The organism is Citrobacter telavivensis, assembly GCF_041807075.1.
Taxonomy (GTDB): domain Bacteria; phylum Pseudomonadota; class Gammaproteobacteria; order Enterobacterales; family Enterobacteriaceae; genus Citrobacter_A; species Citrobacter_A telavivensis.
This window is the reverse complement of record NZ_JBGUBF010000002.1, coordinates 657,610-677,852: the sequence shown is the minus strand read 5'-3', so window position 1 is coordinate 677,852 and position 20,243 is coordinate 657,610. Positions and strand designations below refer to the sequence as shown.

At 52.7% G+C, this 20,243-nt stretch carries 18 protein-coding genes; 10 read left to right on the top strand and 8 right to left on the bottom strand.

The annotated features are described in order from the left end of the window. The first annotated feature begins 58 nt into the window (after window positions 1–58). Together srlR and gutQ are read left to right on the top strand one after the other, a co-directional pair. Window positions 59–832 (top strand): glucitol operon DNA-binding transcriptional repressor SrlR, encoded by a 774-nt coding sequence (srlR, locus tag ACERJC_RS14245; protein WP_042322672.1) that lies wholly within the window; start codon window positions 59–61, stop codon window positions 830–832. Continuing rightward, on the top strand, window positions 825–1,790 hold the full coding sequence (gene gutQ, locus ACERJC_RS14240) for an arabinose-5-phosphate isomerase GutQ (RefSeq protein ID WP_373671930.1): 966 nt from the start codon (window positions 825–827) through the stop codon (window positions 1,788–1,790). The genes srlR and gutQ overlap by 8 nt, the downstream gene beginning before the upstream one ends. Here gutQ and norR read toward each other — a convergent pair. Further along, window positions 1,787–3,304: a nitric oxide reductase transcriptional regulator NorR gene (gene norR / locus ACERJC_RS14235; RefSeq protein WP_152402550.1), complete on the bottom strand. Its 1,518-nt coding sequence runs from the start codon at window positions 3,302–3,304 to the stop codon at window positions 1,787–1,789. The two genes, gutQ and norR, sit on opposite strands and share 4 nt — an antisense overlap. A gap of 189 nt (window positions 3,305–3,493) precedes the next feature. On the opposite strand from norR, the gene norV reads away from it, so the two are divergent. Next, entirely contained in the window at window positions 3,494–4,942 is a 1,449-nt protein-coding gene (gene norV, locus ACERJC_RS14230) for an anaerobic nitric oxide reductase flavorubredoxin (RefSeq protein ID WP_373671929.1), read from the top strand. Further along, window positions 4,939–6,072 carry an NADH:flavorubredoxin reductase NorW gene (gene norW / locus ACERJC_RS14225; RefSeq protein WP_373671928.1) on the top strand — a complete coding sequence of 378 codons (1,134 nt, stop codon included), beginning with the start codon at window positions 4,939–4,941 and terminating at the stop codon, window positions 6,070–6,072. Before norV ends, norW begins: the two co-directional genes overlap by 4 nt. A 155-nt stretch (window positions 6,073–6,227) precedes the next feature. Here norW and hypF read toward each other — a convergent pair whose 3' ends face one another. The 3 genes from hypF to ACERJC_RS14210 form a co-directional block, all read right to left on the bottom strand. Then, window positions 6,228–8,489: a carbamoyltransferase HypF gene (gene hypF, locus ACERJC_RS14220; protein WP_373671927.1), complete on the bottom strand. Its 2,262-nt coding sequence runs from the start codon at window positions 8,487–8,489 to the stop codon at window positions 6,228–6,230. A gap of 148 nt (window positions 8,490–8,637) precedes the next feature. Beyond that, window positions 8,638–9,183 (bottom strand): electron transport protein HydN, encoded by a 546-nt coding sequence (hydN, locus tag ACERJC_RS14215; RefSeq protein ID WP_152402542.1) that lies wholly within the window; start codon window positions 9,181–9,183, stop codon window positions 8,638–8,640. Window positions 9,184–9,328: 145 nt separating this feature from the next. Continuing rightward, entirely contained in the window at window positions 9,329–10,342 is a 1,014-nt protein-coding gene (locus ACERJC_RS14210; RefSeq protein ID WP_373671926.1) for a LacI family DNA-binding transcriptional regulator, read from the bottom strand. 297 nt (window positions 10,343–10,639) lie between these two features. Between ACERJC_RS14210 and ACERJC_RS14205 the strand changes: the two genes are divergently transcribed. The 6 genes from ACERJC_RS14205 (at window position 10,640) to ACERJC_RS14185 (ending at window position 18,036) form a co-directional block, all read left to right on the top strand. Further along, a complete protein-coding gene (locus tag ACERJC_RS14205; protein WP_373671925.1) occupies window positions 10,640–11,119 on the top strand; it encodes an Hcp family type VI secretion system effector in 480 nt (159 codons plus the stop codon). A 25-nt stretch (window positions 11,120–11,144) separates the two neighbouring features. Further along, window positions 11,145–12,029 carry a hypothetical protein gene (locus ACERJC_RS14200; RefSeq protein ID WP_373671924.1) on the top strand — a complete coding sequence of 295 codons (885 nt, stop codon included), beginning with the start codon at window positions 11,145–11,147 and terminating at the stop codon, window positions 12,027–12,029. Between the two features lie 1,726 nt (window positions 12,030–13,755). Next, the gene (locus tag ACERJC_RS25560) at window positions 13,756–14,211 is read left to right on the top strand and encodes a DUF1240 domain-containing protein (protein ID WP_507161367.1); all 456 of its coding nucleotides are present in this window, start codon (window positions 13,756–13,758) and stop codon (window positions 14,209–14,211) included. 491 nt (window positions 14,212–14,702) lie between these two features. After that, a complete protein-coding gene (ascF, locus tag ACERJC_RS14195) occupies window positions 14,703–16,157 on the top strand; it encodes a PTS cellobiose/arbutin/salicin transporter subunit IIBC (RefSeq protein WP_373671923.1) in 1,455 nt (484 codons plus the stop codon). A 22-nt stretch (window positions 16,158–16,179) separates the two neighbouring features. Then, window positions 16,180–17,604 carry a 6-phospho-beta-glucosidase gene (locus tag ACERJC_RS14190; RefSeq protein ID WP_373671922.1) on the top strand — a complete coding sequence of 475 codons (1,425 nt, stop codon included), beginning with the start codon at window positions 16,180–16,182 and terminating at the stop codon, window positions 17,602–17,604. 180 nt (window positions 17,605–17,784) lie between these two features. Further along, window positions 17,785–18,036, top strand: a complete 252-nt coding sequence (locus tag ACERJC_RS14185) for a SymE family type I addiction module toxin (RefSeq protein ID WP_152402534.1) — start codon at window positions 17,785–17,787, stop codon at window positions 18,034–18,036. A gap of 26 nt (window positions 18,037–18,062) precedes the next feature. Here the strand turns inward: ACERJC_RS14185 and hycI are convergent, their stop codons facing one another. The 4 genes from hycI to ACERJC_RS14165 are packed head-to-tail and all read right to left on the bottom strand — an operon-like array spanning window position 18,063 to window position 20,236. Beyond that, window positions 18,063–18,527 (bottom strand): hydrogenase maturation peptidase HycI, encoded by a 465-nt coding sequence (gene hycI / locus ACERJC_RS14180; RefSeq protein ID WP_373671921.1) that lies wholly within the window; start codon window positions 18,525–18,527, stop codon window positions 18,063–18,065. After that, the gene (locus ACERJC_RS14175) at window positions 18,520–18,930 is read right to left on the bottom strand and encodes a formate hydrogenlyase maturation HycH family protein (protein WP_152402530.1); all 411 of its coding nucleotides are present in this window, start codon (window positions 18,928–18,930) and stop codon (window positions 18,520–18,522) included. Before ACERJC_RS14175 ends, hycI begins: the two co-directional genes overlap by 8 nt. Then, on the bottom strand, window positions 18,927–19,694 hold the full coding sequence (gene hycG, locus ACERJC_RS14170) for a formate hydrogenlyase subunit HycG (protein WP_152402528.1): 768 nt from the start codon (window positions 19,692–19,694) through the stop codon (window positions 18,927–18,929). Before hycG ends, ACERJC_RS14175 begins: the two co-directional genes overlap by 4 nt. Further along, on the bottom strand, window positions 19,694–20,236 hold the full coding sequence (locus ACERJC_RS14165) for a formate hydrogenlyase complex iron-sulfur subunit (protein ID WP_286632161.1): 543 nt from the start codon (window positions 20,234–20,236) through the stop codon (window positions 19,694–19,696). Before ACERJC_RS14165 ends, hycG begins: the two co-directional genes overlap by 1 nt. Window positions 20,237–20,243: the final 7 nt, after the last annotated feature.

The window sequence follows — 20,243 nt, the reverse complement described above, 5'->3', positions numbered from 1 at the left end:
AATGCTTATAGCTTGCGAAATTATCATTTCGCAAATTTAATTCAGGGTAATTACACCAATGAAACCTCGTCAGCGTCAGGCCGCTATTCTTGAGCATCTGCAAAAGCAGGGGAAATGCTCAGTAGAAGAACTGGCCCAGTACTTTGACACCACGGGCACAACCATTCGCAAAGACCTTGTCGTCCTGGAAAATGCCGAAACCGTCATTCGTACCTATGGCGGCGTGATGTTAAATAAAGAGGAGTCCGATCCGCCTATCGATCACAAAACGCTGATCAATACGCTCAAGAAAGAACGTATTGCTGAAGCAGCCGTCCGCTTTATCCACGATGGCGACTCCATCATTCTGGATGCCGGGAGCACCGTACTACAAATGGTGCCGATGCTTACCCGCTTTAGTAATATCACCGTCATGACCAACAGCCTGCATATTGTCAACGCGCTGTCCGAGTTAGACAACGAACAAACCATCCTGATGCCCGGCGGCACGTTCCGTAAAAAATCGGCCTCATTTCACGGACAGCTCGCGGAAAACGCCTTTGAGCAGTTTAGTTTTGATAAACTCTTCATGGGCACCGACGGCATTGATCTCAGTGCTGGCGTGACCACTTTTAATGAGGTCTACACCGTCAGCAAAGCGATGTGCAACGCCGCTCGCGAAGTGATCCTGATGGCGGACTCATCCAAGTTTGGTCGCAAGAGTCCGAATGTTGTGTGCAGTCTGGAAAGCGTCGACAAACTGATTACCGACGCGGGTATTGATCCCGCATTTCGTCAGGCGCTGGAAGAGAAAGGGATTGAAGTGATTATAACCGGAGAAACCAATGAGTGATGCACTACTGAACGCGGGCCGCCAGACGTTAATGCTGGAATTACAGGAAGCAAGCCGTTTGCCGGAACGTCTGGGCGATGATTTTATCCGTGCCGCCAATATCATTATCCACTGCGAAGGCAAAGTGATTGTCTCGGGTATCGGCAAGTCGGGTCATATTGGTAAGAAAATCGCCGCGACGCTCGCCAGTACCGGCACTCCGGCCTTTTTTGTTCATCCTGCCGAAGCGCTGCATGGCGATCTGGGGATGATCGAAAGCCGCGACGTGATGTTGTTCATCTCCTATTCCGGTGGCGCAAAAGAGCTGGATCTCATCATCCCTCGCCTGGAAGATAAGTCCATCGCCCTGCTGGCCATGACCGGCAAACCCAATTCACCGCTGGGTCTGGCGGCGAAGGCCGTGCTGGATATTTCCGTCGAGCGCGAAGCCTGCCCGATGCACCTGGCACCGACGTCCAGCACCGTCAATACCCTGATGATGGGCGACGCGCTGGCAATGGCGGTCATGCAGGCGCGCGGTTTCAATGAAGAAGATTTTGCTCGCTCGCATCCGGCCGGTGCGCTGGGCGCGCGTTTACTCAATAAAGTGCATCACCTGATGCGCCGCGACGATGCCGTCCCGCAGGTTCAACTCGCCACCAGCGTGATGGACGCGATGCTGGAGTTAAGCCGTACCGGTCTGGGTCTGGTCGCCGTTTGCGACGAGCAGATGCAGGTGAAAGGCGTCTTTACCGACGGTGACCTGCGTCGCTGGCTGGTTGGCGGCGGCGCGCTCACCACGCCGGTCAATGAAGCCATGACCCACAACGGCATCACCTTACAGTCAGAAAGCCGGGCGATTGATGCCAAAGAGATTCTGATGAAGCGCAAAATCACCGCCGCACCGGTGGTGGATGAAACCGGTAAACTCACCGGCGCCATCAACCTACAGGATTTCTACCAGGCCGGAATTATCTAATCCTTCAGCCCAAGACGCTTCGCCAGCCGGTGCAGGTTGGCGACGTCCGTTTCAAGCGCCCGCGCGCTGGCCGCCCAGTTGTGATTATTTTGCGCCAGCGCCTGGCGAATCATTTCCCGCTGGAAAGCCTCCGTCGCGTCACGCAAATTGTGATTGCGCGGGATATCCGCCGCCACTTCCGGCTGCGACGTCATCGCCTCCTCCTGTAACGCGAAATGCGGCACTTCCAGTACGATGTCGTCTCTGGCCCGGGTCGCCCGCGCCAGCACCACCGCCCGATGAATGGCATGTTCCAGCTCACGCACATTACCCGGCCAGCCGTAATTCAACAGATGGCTGCGCGCGCCCGAACTGAGCACTACGCGGGAAAGCCCCAGCCGTAGTCGGCACTGCTCGCAAAAATAGCCCGCCAGCAGCACCACATCCTCACCGCGTTCTCGTAGCGGAGGAACGGAAAGCGGGAACACGCTCAGGCGATGAAACAGATCGGCACGAAAACGTCCCGCCAGCACCTCTTCGCGCAGACTGCGGTTGGTCGCCGCCAGCACGCGCACATCCACGCGCAAACTGCGGTCGTCGCCGACACGCTGAATATCGCCGTACTGCAACACGCGAAGCAGTTTCGCCTGCAGCGCCAGCGACAGCTCCCCAATTTCGTCAAGAAACAGCGTGCCGTTATCGGCCATTTCAAACTTGCCACTGCGGTTGCTGATGGCCCCGGTAAACGCCCCTTTCACATGACCAAACAGTTCACTCTCCGCCACACTTTCCGGCAGTGCGGCACAGTTCAGATAGACCAGCGGATTGACCGCACGAGGTGAACCTTCGTGAATCGCCTTCGCCACCAGCTCTTTCCCGGTGCCGGTTTCGCCGCTGATTAACACATTGAGATCGGAGCCTGCCACAATCTCGATCTCTTTTTTCAACTGCATCATGTTCGGCGAGAGGCCAATCAGCTGCGTCTCTTTTACCTGTTCGAAATCGATACCCGAACCTGGCAGCATATTCTGGCGTTCCAGTTGTTCAATCAGCAGCGCATTGTTGAGCGCACCGGCGGCCAGCGCGGCGATCAGCCGTAACTCTTCATCACTGAAAACATCAAACTGGTCTGGCGCCATACCGTCGAGCGTCAGCGCACCAATCAGGTTCTGCCCGGCAAAAAGCGGCAGCCCAATGCAGGCGTGCACTTTCAGGCTCTCCTGCCCCGGGATCAGCCCGTCATACGGATCGGGCAGGGAACTGTCCGCTGGAAAGCGCACCACGTCGCCGGCGCGGGCGATGGCCTCCAGTCGGGGATGCCCTTCCAGCGTAAAACGCCTGCCGAGCACATCGCGAGCAAGACCGTCAATCGCCAGCGGGATAAACTGGCGCGCCTCATAGCGCAGTAGCGCTGAGGCGTCGCATTCCAGTACCTGACGCAGCGTGGTAATCAGACGTTGAAACCGATCCTGATGACCCACTCCGCGCTGTAATTCAATGGCGATACCCGCCAGCACATCAACGGAAAAACTCATGGTGTCCTCACTGTCATTTTGACAATTCATGGTGTCATATTGACTGTGTCATGGATAGTCTTTTTGACTACCATTTAATGAGTATAGAAACAACATTTTATTGTAAATCAACAAATTAAAAAGTTGGCACGTGGCCTGCAATATGCAAAGCAACTTACTTTGAACAACGCTGAATTAATTGAGGTTGCTATGTCTATTCTGGTTAAAAATAACATTCATTGGGTTGGCCAACGTGACTGGGAAGTGCGTGATTTCCACGGAACTGAATACAAAACGCTGCGCGGCAGCAGCTACAACAGCTATCTCATCCGTGAAGAAAAAAATGTTCTGATCGATACCGTCGATCATAAATTCAGCCGCGAATTTGTGCAGAACCTGCGTAATGAAATTGACCTCGCAGATATCGATTACATCATTATCAACCATGCGGAAGAAGATCACGCCGGGGCGCTGACCGAACTGATGATGCAGATCCCGGATACGCCCATCTACTGCACCGCCAACGCCATTGACTCGATTACCGGCCACCACCACCATCCGGAGTGGAACTTTAACGTCGTGAAAACCGGCGATACGCTGGATATCGGCAACGGCAAGCAGCTGATCTTCGTGGAAACCCCGATGCTGCACTGGCCGGACAGCATGATGACCTACATGACCGGCGATGCCGTCCTGTTCAGTAACGACGCTTTCGGTCAGCACTACTGTGACGAACGTCTGTTTAACGATGAAGTGGATCAAACCGAACTGTTCGAGCAGTGCCAGCGCTATTACGCCAACATCCTGACCCCGTTCAGCCGACTGGTGACGCCAAAAATTAGCGAAATCCTCGGCTTCAACCTGCCGGTGGATATGATTGCCACCTCTCACGGTGTGGTCTGGCGCGATAATCCCACCCAGATTGTTGAGTTATATCTGAAATGGGCGGCGGACTATCAGGAAGACAGGATCACGATTTTCTACGACACCATGTCCAATAACACCCGCATGATGGCGGATGCGATTGCCCAGGGGATTAACGAAGTCGACCCGAGCGTGGCGGTGAAAATTTTTAATGTCGCCCGCAGCGATAAAAATGAAATCCTGACCAACGTCTTCCGCTCGAAAGGCGTGCTGGTCGGCACCTCCACGATGAACAACGTGATGATGCCGAAAATCGCCGGTCTGGTGGAAGAGATGACCGGACTGCGTTTTCGTAACAAACGCGCCAGCGCCTTTGGCTCCCACGGCTGGAGCGGCGGTGCGGTTGACCGCTTATCCACCCGTTTACAGGATGCCGGTTTTGAAATGTCCCTGAGCCTGAAGGCTAAATGGCGCCCGGATCTGGATGCGCTGGATCTGTGCCGTCAGCACGGTCGCGACATCGCGCGTCAGTGGGCGCTCGCGCCGCTGCCGGAAGTGACAGTGAAAGCGACGGCGAAAGACGAAGCGTGCGCCTGCGCCGCCGCAGCGGCAGCCGACCTCGGTCCGTGCATGCAGTGCAGCGTGTGCCAGTGGATTTACGATCCGGCAAAAGGTGAACCGTTGCAGGACGTTGCGCCGGGTACGCCGTGGAGCGACGTACCAGACAACTTCCTGTGCCCGGAATGTTCATTAGGCAAAGACGTCTTCGACGTGCTGGCAACGGAGGCAAAATGAGCCGGGGAATCGTCATCATTGGTTCGGGCTTCGCCGCCCGCCAGTTAGTTAAAAACATTCGCAAGCAGGACGCGGATGTCCCGTTAACCCTGATTGCGGCTGACAGCATGGATGAGTACAACAAACCCGATCTCAGCCATGTGATAAGCCAGGCGCAGCACGCCGACGATCTCACCCGCCAGTCGGCGGGAGAATTTGCCGAACAATTCAGTCTGCGTCTCTTTCCCCACACCTGGGTCACCGACGTTGATGCCGATGCCCACGTGGTGAAAAGCCAGGATAAGCAATGGCAATATGACAAACTGGTGCTGGCCACGGGCGCTGCGGCCGTTGTTCCCCCGATAGCAGGACGTGAGTTAATGCTCACATTGAACAGTCAGCAGGAGTTCCGCGCCGGTGAAACACAGTTGCGCGACGCCCAACGGGTGCTCATTGTCGGCGGCGGATTGATTGGTACAGAGCTGGCGATGGATTTCTGTCGCGCGGGTAAAGCGGTCACGTTGATTGATAATGCCGCCAGCCTTCTCGCCTCGCTGATGCCACCAGAAGTGAGCAGTCGCTTACAGCATCGCCTTACCGATATGGGCGTGCATCTGCTGCTGAAATCATCGTTGCAGGGGCTGGAGAAAACCGCATCCGGCATTCGCGCAACGTTCGATAGTCAGCGCAGCATTGACGTCGATGCGGTGATTGCCGCCACCGGCCTGCGTCCGGAAACGGCGCTGGCGCGTCGCGCCGGTTTAACGCTCAATCGCGGCGTTTGTGTTGACAGCTACCTGCAAACCAGCAACCCGGATATTTATGCTCTCGGTGACTGCGCAGAGATTAACGGTCAGGTACTGCCGTTCCTGCAGCCGATTCAGCTCAGCGCCATGTATCTGGCGAAAAACCTGCTCGGCGGCAGCGCGCCGCTGAAGTTGCCCGCCATGTTAGTCAAAATCAAAACGCCGGAACTGCCGCTGCACCTGGCAGGGGAAACCCAGCGTCGCGATCTGAACTGGCACATTGCCGCAGAACCTGACGGGATGGTCGCCAAAGGGGTGAACGCTGAAGGACAACTCTGCGCCTTCGTGGTGAGCGAAGACAGGATGAAGGAGGCTTTCGCCCTGTTGAAAACGCTGCCCGTGTAAATGACGTGGCGCCGGATGGCGGCTACGCCTTATCCGGCCTACGGGATGTTACGCGTTGTAACGCTATTCGTCGCCATCCGTCCTGTCACTGTCAGCGTATAAATGACGTGGTGTCCGGTCTACGGCACGTGACGCTTTGTAGGCCGGATAAGACGCTACGCGTCGCCATCCGGCATATCACGATGGTTCAGCCAGCGCGCGGCGGCAATCACCCCCTGCCCCAGCGACAGTCCGCCGTCGCCGGCCGGTAACTGCTGCGGGAACAACAGCGTGAAATCCGCCAGATAAAAAGCCAGACGCGCCGACAGTAACCGGTTGTGCATCACCCCACCGCCAAACACCAGCGTGTCGATACCACGCGCGGTGGCCTGTTCACGCATCATCGCCGCAAACCCTTGCGCCAGCGCATCGTGGAAGGCCCATGCGCGTTCGGCCGGCGTTGCCTGCCAGTTCAGCCACTGCGACCAGAAGATCGCCAGATCCAGTTGATTACCCGACAGCGGCAACGTCACCGGGTGTTTAACGCCCGCGCATTGCGACGCCTGCGCCTCCAACGTGCAGGCGGCCTCACCTTCATAGCTGAGCGATTCTGGCGCGCAGTTCAGCGCTGCGGCAACCGCATCAAACAGACGCCCACAGGACGAGGCCAGCGGTGCGTTAATCCCGCGCTCAATCGCCCGCGCCAGCACGCTCCAGTTCTGCCGCTGCACGCCGGCGGTTTCCGGATAGCGCTGCCAGTCCGGCACAAAACGCAGACACTGCGCTAACAGGTTACGCCAGGGCTGCTTCGCGGCGAGATCGCCACCGGCAAGCGCCACGGCGGGCAGCCCTCCAAGGTGCTCGCACTCACGGTAGTTCACCCGCAGACACTCTGCGCCCCACAGCGCGCCCGCTTCCCCCATTCCGATGCCGTCCAGCGTCAGGGCGATGACATCGCCACCGACCAGCGGCCAGCCGTGTTCAGCCAGACAGGCCGCAGCATGGGCATGATGATGCAACACACTTTCTGTCGGCAGGCTCATCTCGCTGGCCCACTGGCTGGAGACGTATCCTGGATGGGCATCGCAAACAAGGCGCTGCGGCGTGAAGTCATAGATATTCTGGATCAACCGCAGCGCGTCACGCCACTGATGCTGGATCCCGTCGTCGCTGAGATCGCCAAGATGCTGGCTGATCACCGCCTGCTCACCGCGCACCAGGCAGAAGGTGTTTTTCAAATCCGCCCCCAGACAAAGCATCGGCGGCACGTCGCGAAAACCCGGCGGCAGCGCCAGCGCGTCCGGGACATATCCCCGCGAGCGACGCAGCATTTCGCCGCTTTGACGCACCACGGAATCGTCCATGCGCTGCACGATGTCGCGATTGTGCAACAGGAAACCCCCGGCAATATCCTGTAAATCCTCAAGCGCCTGTTCGTTGCTGATGGCCGGAGGTTTGCCACTGAGATTGCCGGAGGTCATCACCAGCGGCCCCTTCAGTTCCTGGAGCAGGAGATGCTGCAGCGGATTGGCGGGCAGCATCACGCCAACTTCTGCAAGCCCAGGGGCAATACCGTCACACAGCGAGGAAACATGCTGTTTATCCACCAGCACAATCGGCGCGGCGGGTGTTTTCAGCAGCCGACTTGCCGCATCTGGCAAGCCGCTGTCATCGGGCAGCATCACCGCCAGCGGTTTTGCTGGACGGCGCTTACGCGCGCGAAGGGTTGCTACCGCATCGCCGTTTCGCGCATCGCAGGCCAGATGAAACCCGCCGATGCCCTTAACCGCGATAATGCCCCCCGCCTTCAGCATCTCAACCGCAGCCTGCAATGCCGCGTCCTTTTCCGCCTGTCGTCCGCCGCTCAACCAGCTCAGATGCGGACCACACGCCGGGCAAGCCACCGGCTGGGCGTGAAAACGACGATCATACGGGTCGCGGTACTCCTTATCGCATTGCGGACAGAGCGGAAATGACGCCATCACGGTAAACGGACGGTCGTAGGGCATCGCCCGGATAATGGTAAAACGCGGGCCGCAGTGGGTACAGTTGATAAACGGATAGCGATAACGCCGCTCACCGGGCGTGTTCATTTCAGCAAGACATTCCGGGCAGGTGGCGGCATCGGGCACAATCTGGGTGTTCATCGTGCCGCCCGCGCTCTGGCGGATGCTGAACTCGGTGGGCTGCTGTCCCCAGTGAAATGGCTCACTCTCCACGCTGTCGATACGCGCCAGCGGCGGACAGTGCTGATGCAGTTCAGCGATAAACGTGGTGGGTTCTTCCAGCAGGCGAACGACGACGCCATCACCGTCATTACAGACATCGCCGTGCAATTGCAGTTGCTGCGCCAGTTGCCAGACAAAGGGGCGAAAGCCGACGCCCTGCACTTTGCCGCGAATACGTAGCTGTACGCCGGAGTGATTGTTTAGTGCCATTAAGTCGTTTCCGCAGTCATCTATCCCGGTTTACCTGATGGCGCTACGCTTATCAGGCCTACGGGGATGCGAACAGTAGGCCGGATAAGATGCGTGAGCATCGCCATCCGGCATAAGTACTACCGTATTTTACGCGGATTTTCAGGGATTAGAAAAGCAGCGATGCAGAGGACTCCAGCGCCGCGCGACGACGTTTTTCTGCGCTGAGTTGCTCGAGCTTATTGCGATCAACACAAATCAGGGCGTGCGTCGGGCAGGCTTCCATACAGGCCGGACCGGCGTCACGGTGATGGCAGAGATCGCACTTGTTAGCTTCTGCTTTTTCCGCCCGCACGTTCAGGCCTGCGCCGCTATTACGCACGACCGGACGCACCACCACTTCCATTGCCCCATACGGGCAGGCCACCACGCAGGTTTTACAGCCAATGCAACGTTCCTGCATGACGTGGACAAAGCCTTTATCACGGCTGATGGCACCGTTCGGACAAACGTTCGCACACGGCGCGTCCTCACACTGGCGGCACAGCGTCGCCGTCGAGACATTGACGCCTTTTATCACATGGATACGAGGTAAAAAGGTTTCAGGGGTCAGTGACGCGCAGTCCTGGTTTTCCTGATGGGAGACCACGCAGGCCACTTCACAGGTACGGCAACCAATGCACTTATTGGCGTCTGCAATGATGAAACGGTTCATCAAACTCTCCAGCAATGACAGATAATGTGCCGAAACATTCACAAATCATGCCAGTTTTTATCTTGCTGTAATTTAACGATATTTAAAAACGAAGGGCGACCATTGCGGTGTCATCGTCACGAATGACGATGACGGATGACAATTTTTACCGCGCCGTGACAGGCGCAACGGAATCGCGGCGGATCAGCGTGCCGGTGAAGCTTTTCGGTGGCGTAAACGCCCCGCCGTCCAGCATGAAGATGAGTCGACCAATGGTCTCCTGAATCATCTCCGTCACTGGAATTTTGACGCTGGAGAGCGCCGGTATGGTGTAGGGTGCCATTGCGATATCGTCAAAACCGATCACCGACACCTGCGATGGCACAACCAGTCCTTTGTCATGCAACTGTTTGATGGCCCCAATCGCCATGTCGTCATTGCTGGCCACCAGCGCGCTGAACGTCGCGTTACGTGAAAGCAGCGTGTCCACCCCCGCCGCACCGCAGGCAGGCGTCCATTTGCCTTTGACGATCAGCTCGTCATTGACGGCGATGCCGTGTCGGGTCAGCGCCTCTTTGTATCCCGACAGGCGTTCAACCCCGGTAGGAGAGTCCATTGAGCCGGTAATAAAGGCAATCTGTTGATGGCCTGCGGCAATCAGTTCCGCCACGGCGTTAAAACTGGTTTGCTTTTGATCGCACCAGACGCAGTGGCTGCTGTTTTTTCGTAACCGGCGGTTAAGCACCATAATCGGCTGCGAGTGGCTGTCGATAATTTTATCGATCTCATCCACGCTGAGAAAACGCGGGTAGATCATGATGGCGTCGCAGCGCAAGTCCAGCAGATACTGGATCGCCTGGCACTCTTCTTCGGCGCTTTGCTTACCATCGGCAAGCAGCAACTGACGACCTTTGTCTTCCGCCATCCGCGCGGTGTGAAACAGTAATTCGCTGAAATAGACGCCGTGGTAGAGGGTGTTAGTCACCACCAGGCCCAGCGTCTGACTGGTTTTCGCCGCAAGGCTACGCGCCAGCAGATTAGGCCGATAGCCGCTCTCTTCAATCGCCTGAAATACGCGATCCTTCGTCTCCTGGCTGACGTAGCCATTCCCTGAAAGCACCCTGGAGACCGTCGCCTTCGACACTCCGGCCCGCTGCGCTACCTCCAGCATCGTCGTCATTTTGCAAATTCCTTACGTTTTGATGGCGGGAAGTTTACTTCAGTGCAGCAGGAATTGCAGCGTTTTGTCCACGACTCCCGCCTCCTCACCATCACCGTTATCAGGTTATAGTGGATTACTTTCGGTTATTTACCTGATCTATTAACAAGCGGTTTCTTTTATCTATTAGTGCGAAAAATTAACCGTTACACGCGTTTCTGATTTATTTGTATTTCCGAACGGAGAATACTGCAGAAGTTTTATATTTCTGTTTGGTGCTGATTAGATACATATAATGAATGAATAAGGAGTGTTCATATGGCCGGGGTAATTTACCTCACGCTAGAAGGTGAGCAACAAGGGCTGATATCCTCCGGATGCCTGAGTCTGGCATCTGTCGGTAATAAGGCGCAAATTGCGCATAGCGATCAAATATTTATTTTCACCCTGGCACATACCCTTACGCGTGAACAAAATGTGAATCACCACAACGTTTCGATTATTAAACCGATTGATAAATCGTCCCCGCTGTTAGCGAAAGCTATTTCAGAGAATGAATCCCTCAGTTGCACCTTTGATTTTTACCGAACGGACAGAACCGGCTGCAACGAACGCTATTACCAGATAAAACTGGCCGATGCGCACATTGCCGAAATTGATCTTCACGTTCCTCACAATATTCACCACGAAGGAGAGGAGGTACAGGAGAGGATCTCTTTCACCTATAAGTCCATTAGCTGGGAACATTGTGTAGCAGGCACCAGCACCTACAGCCTGTGGGAAGAGCGGATTTTCTGACAACGTATCATCAGGAGAAGCAAGGATGAGATATGGACAAGGACTCAGAGGGAGTTCATGGGCTGACTCAATAGGAGATATTCTGCGCGGTCAGCAGCCCATCAACCAACTGGTACCCAACCACCCTTACATTGACACACTTCCCCATATGGAGGAGCTGTTAGCCAAAAATACGCGCTACATCATGTTATTTACGCTACAGGAAGCCAGAGGCATCCTGAGCGATCTCATCGGTAAAGCCGACGATTTTTTCTCGTACAAACTGGGCGGCGGTAACCTCAAAGATATCTGGGATGGCGCGTATACGGCCAGGGATTTCACGACATACCTTAATGAAGCCAATCAACTGGCGTTCAATTTTAAAGGTTTAGGCATCGCCGCGACAACCTGTAAATACAATGGCGAGTCTTACATTAAAATCACCGGCTACCCCAGTCTGCGACGTATTCTTAATGGAACCCGTTATAAAGCACAAAACCTGCAGTTACTGGATCTGGGTATCGGCTGGCGAGGAGTGGCTTATAACATTGTCAAAGGCGTGAAATTCTGTGTTTATTTTTCTCTCGCCTTTCGAGCTATAGAGTTGATATTCAAAAAAGAGTACACCCTTGTCGATTTCTTCGGTGACGTGATTATGGACACGGCGAAGACGCTGGTTTCTGCTGTAGTGGCTGGGATAGCAGGGGTTGGATTAGTAACTTTTCTACCCGTTATAGTCACAACCGGTGCAGTTATCCTGATAGGGATCCTTTTAAATGCAGAATTAAATACCCTTGACTATCAACATCACTGGTCTGCTGATCTAAAAAAAACAATTAGGGAAGCCATAATCCAACAAGAAAAAATAACTCATTGGAATGAAGAACATTTCCCTAAAAACCTCCTTCCTCTTTATAACCTACATAATTAATGAAAAATATGAAAAGATACTGCATTACTTTATTGAAACAAATAGGTCTGCGCCTTGGAATTATGACAGTTGCTGCATTAATGTGCGGGCTCATCGTGCTAGCGGTCAACCTACCTTTTCATGATATGATTTTCATTACTAAAAGTCATGAATATTTTTGGTTCGATGGCAGACGCATTGCATGTTTATCCGCAGTGCCATTATTAACATATTGCATTGTCATGTCATTTTTTGCAATTTTCTCCAAAACGCATCGTTCCCCAAAAAAACTAGATATTTTTGGTGACATATTTGCTATAAGTTGCATGGCACTTTTTATACTACTTAATATAGCCACCCTGCTTTTTTATTTCTACATCATGTTATCTTCCCCTTTCAAACCTTGTGAAATACCCGAATTAAAAAGCTATTATGTCATTAATAATAAGATTTGTTCCAAGATTGATACGCATGGTTTTTATTAGCTTCATTTTGGGAATAAATACCTCCTGCACATTCACTCATTATACCAACAGAGGGTGCCCCATGACATGTTCGAGAAAATAAAGCCTAGTTTAAGTCACATAAGCTAATGCGCAGCATGCCTTTATATTATCATCTTCATAACTGAGAAAAAAAATGAAAAAAGAGAACACATTGTCGCAACGATTAACACTAACGCTTGCAAGAATTTTCTCCATTGCTGTGCTCAGTGCGATGCTGTACTTTGACTTTCACATCCCCTATAAAGAACTGCTGCTGTTATTTAGTCATAGCGATCATTTCTGGTTCAGCGGAAGGCATATTGCACTATGCTCATTTGCACCTGCATGTATTTTTACAATCATTTATATGGCAATCACTCTGTTTTTCATTAACTATGAACCTTCAAATAAAATGACTTATTGTGTAAATATTTTTGGATTAATCTCACTCGTTATATTTATTTTAATAAATGCATTCTCAATAATTTTTTATCTTTATATTGGGGTTTCATCTCCTTACAAACAATGTCAGGAACCAACATTAAAAAATTACTATGTGACAGACTACAGCATTTGCGAGCATCTTGAGAAAAGACTCTTTTATTAATCAGATTGTGATAATGACATTTGCCTTGAAAGCCTGTGCATTTCATCGTGACAGAATTTTAAGTATTTCATCTACAATACACTCATCTTCCTCACGGTCGATAGTGCGAAACTGGGACATGAAATTTTATTTTTTAGTATCCATAATTGAGAAAAATATGAACGCAAAACTAGCATTTACTCTAAAAAAAGCACTAAAAATAACAGGAGGAATTATCTGTGTTATGATACTTTGCATTTTGCTATTCAGTATAATGGATATACCATACCACGACTTGTCATTAATACTCAGTAATAGCGATTATTTTTGGTTCAATGGCAGAAGCCTCTCTATTCTTTCCACATCCCCAGCATACATCTTTGCAATAATATATATTACAATAACAATATTCATTACAGATTATGAGCCATCAAAAAACATGACTTATAGAGTTAATCTATTTGGATTCACTCTTCTCGCTGCTTTCTTTTTAATAAATGTACTATCTTTATTTCTGTATTTTTACATATCATTCTTCACGTACTACAAACCCTGCCAGGAACTCGAAGTTCAAGATTATTACGTGAGAAATAATAATATTTGCAATAACATTGAAAAAAACAAATCACACCAGAAACATTCTTCTTATTTATAATCACCATAACTGAGGGAATATATGAGAAAAAGTAACCCAACCACTTTTGACAGAATAAAAATACGAATGGCCTGTATATTCACCATTACCATCCTCAGTATTTTTGTATTTTTCACTCTCAATCTGCCCTGGCGATATCTGCTTCTCTTCTTTACCAGCAGTAATTATTTCTGGTTCAATGGGAAGGTCATTGCACTGGCCTGCACATCGCCAATGTTTATCTATGTCATTTTATATTCTTTTCTTGCATTGTTTTCAAAAAATAATGAACCACCTAAGAGATTTCAAAAATATGCAACAATGATTGCAATCCTATTTTTCTCTCTTTTCATTTTATTAAATATTATATCGCTTATTATTTACTTGTACATTGCCATGTTTACAGCTTATGAACCTTGCCAGAATCCAACATTAAAAAATTACTACGTGACGGATAACAACATTTGTCAGCACTTTGAAAAAAGGATTCTCTATTAGTAGGCCACTCGTTTCCGGGAAGACTGAGTACATTCGGTGCGTTATAGCAGTTGTTACTCTGCTATCTCTTCTATTGCTGAACATCGCATCTTTGTTTTTTTACTTATATATTACTCTATTTACTCCTTATAAACATTGTAAAGAAATAGCGATCGAACATTACTTTGTGACTCCCCCTGATATTTGCCATAAGATTAATACTCATGGTTTTTCTGAATAGCATCATGGACTAAATTATATCACCTGCGCGCATCTCACCAGACCAGAAAAACGTCACGCTGTTTCTGGCGCAGGTTGTCGTCTCGTCAAACCATAATTTGACGATGATCACAAAAACAAAATTAACACCTCACATCACTTGTTTCATATTTTGAATCTATTCATGATTTTGTGGAACCGGTTTCTCATCAACGTTTCATCACCGACGATCGTTCAGGCGAGCGAGCGGCAAAATAAAACGTACCCTACTGATAAAACAGGATAAAAATCCTATGTCCAAGAATTATGCAGCGCTGGCGCGCGCCGTGGTGACGGCTCTGGGCGGCGTCGACAACATCACCGCAGTGACACACTGCATGACGCGTCTGCGTTTCGTCGTGAAAGATGACGCACTGGTCGACAGCGCCACGCTCAAAACTCTCAGCGGCGTACTCGGCGTGGTTCGCAGCGACAACCAGTGTCAGGTCATCATCGGCAATACCGTCTCCCAGGCGTATCGGGAAGTCGTCAGCCTGCTGCCGGGCGATATGCAACCAGCCGAACCCGTCGACAAACCGAAGCTGACGCTAAAACGCATTGGCGCGGGGATCCTGGATGCGCTGATCGGCACCATGTCACCGCTGATCCCGGCGATTATCGGTGGATCAATGCTCAAACTGTTGGCGATGATCCTTGAAATGACCGGCGTGCTGGAAAAAGGCTCTTCCACCTTAACGATCCTGACCGTGATCGGCGATGGTGCCTTCTTCTTCCTGCCGTTAATGGTGGCTGCCTCCGCGGCGATTAAATTCAAAACCAACATGTCGCTGGCGATCGCCATTGCCGGGGTGCTGGTGCATCCGAGCTTTATCGATCTGATGGCGAAAGCGGCACAGGGCGAGCACGTTGAATTCGCGCTGATCCCGGTCACCGCGGTGAAATATACCTATACGGTTATTCCGGCGCTGGTCATGACATGGTGTTTGTCATATATCGAACGCTGGGTGGATCGCATTACGCCCGCGGTCACCAAAAACTTCCTGAAACCCATGCTGATCGTACTGATCGCCGCACCGCTTGCCATCGTCCTGATTGGGCCAATTGGCATCTGGATCGGTAGCGCAATTTCCGCGCTGGTCTATACCATTCACGGCTATCTCGGCTGGCTGTCTGTCGCCATTATGGGCGCACTGTGGCCGCTGCTGGTGATGACCGGGATGCACCGCGTCTTTACGCCGACCATCATCCAGACCATCGCCGAAACGGGTAAAGAAGGGATGGTAATGCCGTCCGAAATTGGTGCCAACCTGTCGCTCGGCGGCTCCTCGCTGGCGGTTGCCTGGAAAACGAAAAACCCGGAACTGCGCCAGACCGCACTGGCAGCGGCGGCCTCGGCCATCATGGCGGGGATTTCAGAACCCGCCCTCTACGGTGTGGCGGTACGCCTGAAACGTCCGCTGATTGCGAGTCTTATCAGCGGCTTCATCTGTGGCGCCGTCGCTGGTATGGCCGGGCTCGCCAGCCACTCAATGGCGGCACCGGGCCTGTTTACCAGCGTTCAGTTTTTCGATCCGGCCAACCCAATGACCATCGTCTGGGTGTTCGGCGTCATGGCGCTGGCGGTCGTGTTGTCGTTTGTCCTGACGCTGCTGCTGGGCTTTGAGGATATCCCCGTCGAGGATGCGGCCGCACAGGCACGAAAAAATCAGGCTGCACAACCGTCCGCGGTAAAAGGCGCCAGCGTCTGACTGTTATTCACTGAGGTTTATTATGGTTGTATTTCCGCAAGGATTTTTATGGGGTGGCGCACTGGCCGCCAACCAGTCTGAAGGCGCATACCGGGAGGGCGGCAAAGGGTTGACCACCGTCGATATGATCCCGCACGGCGAGCATCGCATGCCGGTCAAGCTGGGACTGGAAAAACGCTTCCAACTGCGGAATGACGAATTTTATCCAAGCCATCAGGCGATCGATTTTTACCATCGCTATAAAGACGATATCGCTCTGATGGCGGAAATGGGTTTCACCGTTTTTCGCACTTCCATTGCCTGGAGCCGCCTCTATCCCAACGGCGATGAACTGACGCCGAATGAGGAAGGCATCGCGTTCTATCGCGCGGTATTTGCCGAATGCAAAAAGTACGGTATTGAACCGCTGGTGACGCTGTGCCACTTCGATGTACCGATGCATCTGGTCACCGAATACGGCTCCTGGCGTAACCGCAAAATGGTGGAATTTTTCACTCGCTATGCGCGTACCTGTTTTGAAGCCTTCGACGGTCTGGTGAAATACTGGCTGACCTTCAACGAAATCAACATCATGCTGCACAGTCCGTTCTCCGGTGCGGGGCTGGTGTTTGAAGAGGGGGAAAATCAGGATCAGGTGAAGTATCAGGCCGCGCACCATGAGTTGATTGCCAGCGCGCTGGCGACGAAAATCGCCCATGAGGTAAACCCGCAGAACCTGGTGGGCTGCATGCTGGCGGGGGGGAATTTTTATCCGTATTCCTGCAAGCCGGAAGACGTCTGGACAGCACTGGAAAAAGATCGTGAAAACCTGTTCTTCATTGACGTGCAGGCGCGTGGGGCATATCCGGCTTACTCTGCTCGTGTATTCCGCGAGAAAGGCGTGGTAATAGAGAAAGCCCCGGAAGATGACGCGATCCTGAAAAATACCGTTGATTTTGTCTCTTTCAGCTATTACGCGTCGCGCTGCGCGTCGGCTGAGATGAATACAAAGAACACCAGTGCCGCAAACGTGGTGAAGTCGCTTCACAACCCGTACCTTCAGGTAAGCGACTGGGGTTGGGGAATAGACCCGCTTGGCCTGCGCATCACAATGAACATGATGTACGACCGCTATCAGAAACCGCTGTTTCTGGTGGAAAACGGTCTTGGGGCAAAAGATGAAATCGATGCCGACGGCAACATTAATGACGATTATCGCATCAGCTATCTGCGCGAACATATCCGGGCCATGGCTGACGCCATTGAGGATGGCGTGCCGCTGATGGGTTACACCACCTGGGGCTGTATTGATCTGGTGGCCGCGTCAACGGGGGAAATGAGCAAACGATATGGATTCGTCTATGTCGACCGCGATGATGCCGGAAACGGTACGCTTGCACGAACCCGTAAAAAATCGTTCTGGTGGTATAAAAAAGTGATCGCCAGCAACGGACAGGATCTGACCTAAACAAGATGCCGGATGGCGCTCTCGCTGTCCGGCCTCTACCGGTTCTCCCTCCCTTTCCCGTTACATCATTTGCATTCTGTTTCCGCTATCTCCCTTCCAGTTTCCGGTTTGCCCTTCCCCTCTTTTACTGGCATTTTATACAGGTATATTCTTCTACCCGTGGGCAACAAGGAATCGTTTATGACTATTGAGACTGACAGTCCTGAAGTCGCTATCAGCAGGCCCTTTCGTCGTTTAAAGGTGAGCTATGTCAGAAAGCGCCATGAAGATCCAAAAACCGGCAACACGCGCCGCTATAGCCGGCATGCGTCGTTAACCATTAACGGCGACTGGCTGGAACAGGCCGGTTTTCCTACCGGCACCATCGTCAATGTGGCGGTGATGCAGGGGAAATTAGTGATTGAACAGGTGAAAGAAGAACGGGCCGGATGAGGCCAAACCGTCATCCGGCATGAACATCACGACGCGTCCAGTTCCGCGAAACCGCCGTGGCCTTCCCAACCGTTGAGACGCTGGTAAACGGTGTCGACGGCATCCTTAATCGGCTGAGTCATGGGATAATAAAATCCGACAATATCCGGCTGAATACCGAGGAAGATCACCTCACCGACGTCTTCTTTGAGCTGATCGACCAGATAGTTCAGCGGCATATTATGGGTCGTCATCATGAACATTTCGGCGATATCGTCAGGATCAATGATGCGGATTTCGCCGGGATTCAGCCCCATATCGGTAGCATCCACGATCAGCAGACGATCCGGGCGCAGTTCACGAATGGCCACGATATCATTTTCCGGCGCACTGCCTCCGTCGATGACCACCCAGTTGCCCTTCGCCTGCGCCGTACATTTTTCTGCCAGCAGCGGACCCGCGCCGTCATCCCCCATCATGCTGTTGCCAACACACAGTAAAACGTCAGTCACGATGTCTCCTCACCATCAGGTAGATGGCGCTCTCCTGGTGAATATCGTGCAGCATGCCGAGCATCTGTTTACTCCATGCCTGCTGCTCCGGAGTTTGTACGACAAGCGCCCGATCGAACGCGTGCGCCAGCATTTGCACATGGTTAAAATCGATGACGATCTCCCCGTACTTCGGCACCCCTTCCATCTTTCGACGGGCCTCGCTCCCCTCTTCCAGCGTGGCAATCCACGTCAGATAGGCGTCCCACGGGCAGGTCAGCGCCGCTTCAAGACAGTCGATGATCCCAAGATGATGGCCAATCGCCAGGCTGTAATAGACAACCTGCTGCGCCTCTGCGGGTGCCGCATTGTTCTCATCAATAAACTTACGGCTCAGTTGACTGAACACCACCGTTTCACTCATCGGATACGCGCCTCTTCAACAACCTGATTCAGATGCGAAACGATCTCAGTAAGACGTGGGTCGCTTTCCGCTTCCAGCCAGCGCGCCACCTGATGTTCACCCTGACCTAACTGTCGCAGGTAGTCATCAGCAATCTGTCGCCCGTAGCGATAGCCCGCCAGACGACGTGCTTCGCGATCAATCTTCACGCGCAGCGGTTGCACCATTTCCGGGTGCAGAATTTCCGCAGGCTGTTCATCCAGTTCGCCTGGGGCGCGAGCATGAATTTTCTGCTCCAGCAGGCCCAGCGCCATCGCGAAACCGTACAGCGTAGCCGCAGGCGTCGGCGGGCATCCTGGAATATACACATCCACCGGCACAATTTTGTCGGTGCCGCCCCAGACGCAGTACAGGTCGTGGAAGATGCCACCGCTGTTGCCGCAAGCGCCGTAAGAGATACAGATTTTCGGATCGGGTGCTGACTGCCAGGCACGCAGCGCCGGAGAGCGCATCGCGCGGGTGACCGCGCCGGTGAACAGCAGAATGTCCGCATGACGCGGCGACGGTACGACTTTGATACCGAAGCGTTCGGCATCGAACAGCGGTGACAACGTTGCAAAAATTTCAATTTCGCAACCGTTACAGCCGCCGCAGTCCACGCGGTAAACATACGCTGAACGCTTGATGTTCTTCAGCAATGACGCCTTCATGCTGGCGATGGACTCATCCACCGTCATCGGTACCGGAATACCGTTTGCGTCACGCGGGCCTAATAAATTGCTCATCAGCTGGCCTCTTTCATATGGCGAGTCAGTTCAATACGGTCGGACGGCACCAGACACTTCTGGCGCTTGCAGTCCGGGCAGGTCTCAAAGCTTTCGCGGTGATGCTCCGCGCGGCTGTCGCCGTTGTGCCTGAGCAGCGCAATGGCGTAATCAATCTCTTTCTGGACGGCGAAAGGACGATGGCACACGCGACAGTTGCACAGCGCAAAACGAGACTGCTGGAGGAAATCTTCTTTCTTCCACACCGCCAGTTCGTACTCCTGAGAAAGCTTAATCGCCGCCGTCGGGCACACTTCTTCGCAGCGGGCGCAGAAAATGCAGCGCCCAAGGTTGAACTGCCAGGCCAGTTCGCCACGGGCCAGATCGGTTTCCACCGTCAGCGCATTCGACGGACAGGCATTCACGCAGGCCGCGCAGCCAATACACTGCTGCGGATAATGCTCCGGCTTGCCGCGGAAGTTTTTATCAACCGCAATCGGCTCCAGCGGATAAGACGAAGTCGGCGCGCCGGTCTTGATGACTTTTTTGATAAAGGTAAACATGGCGATT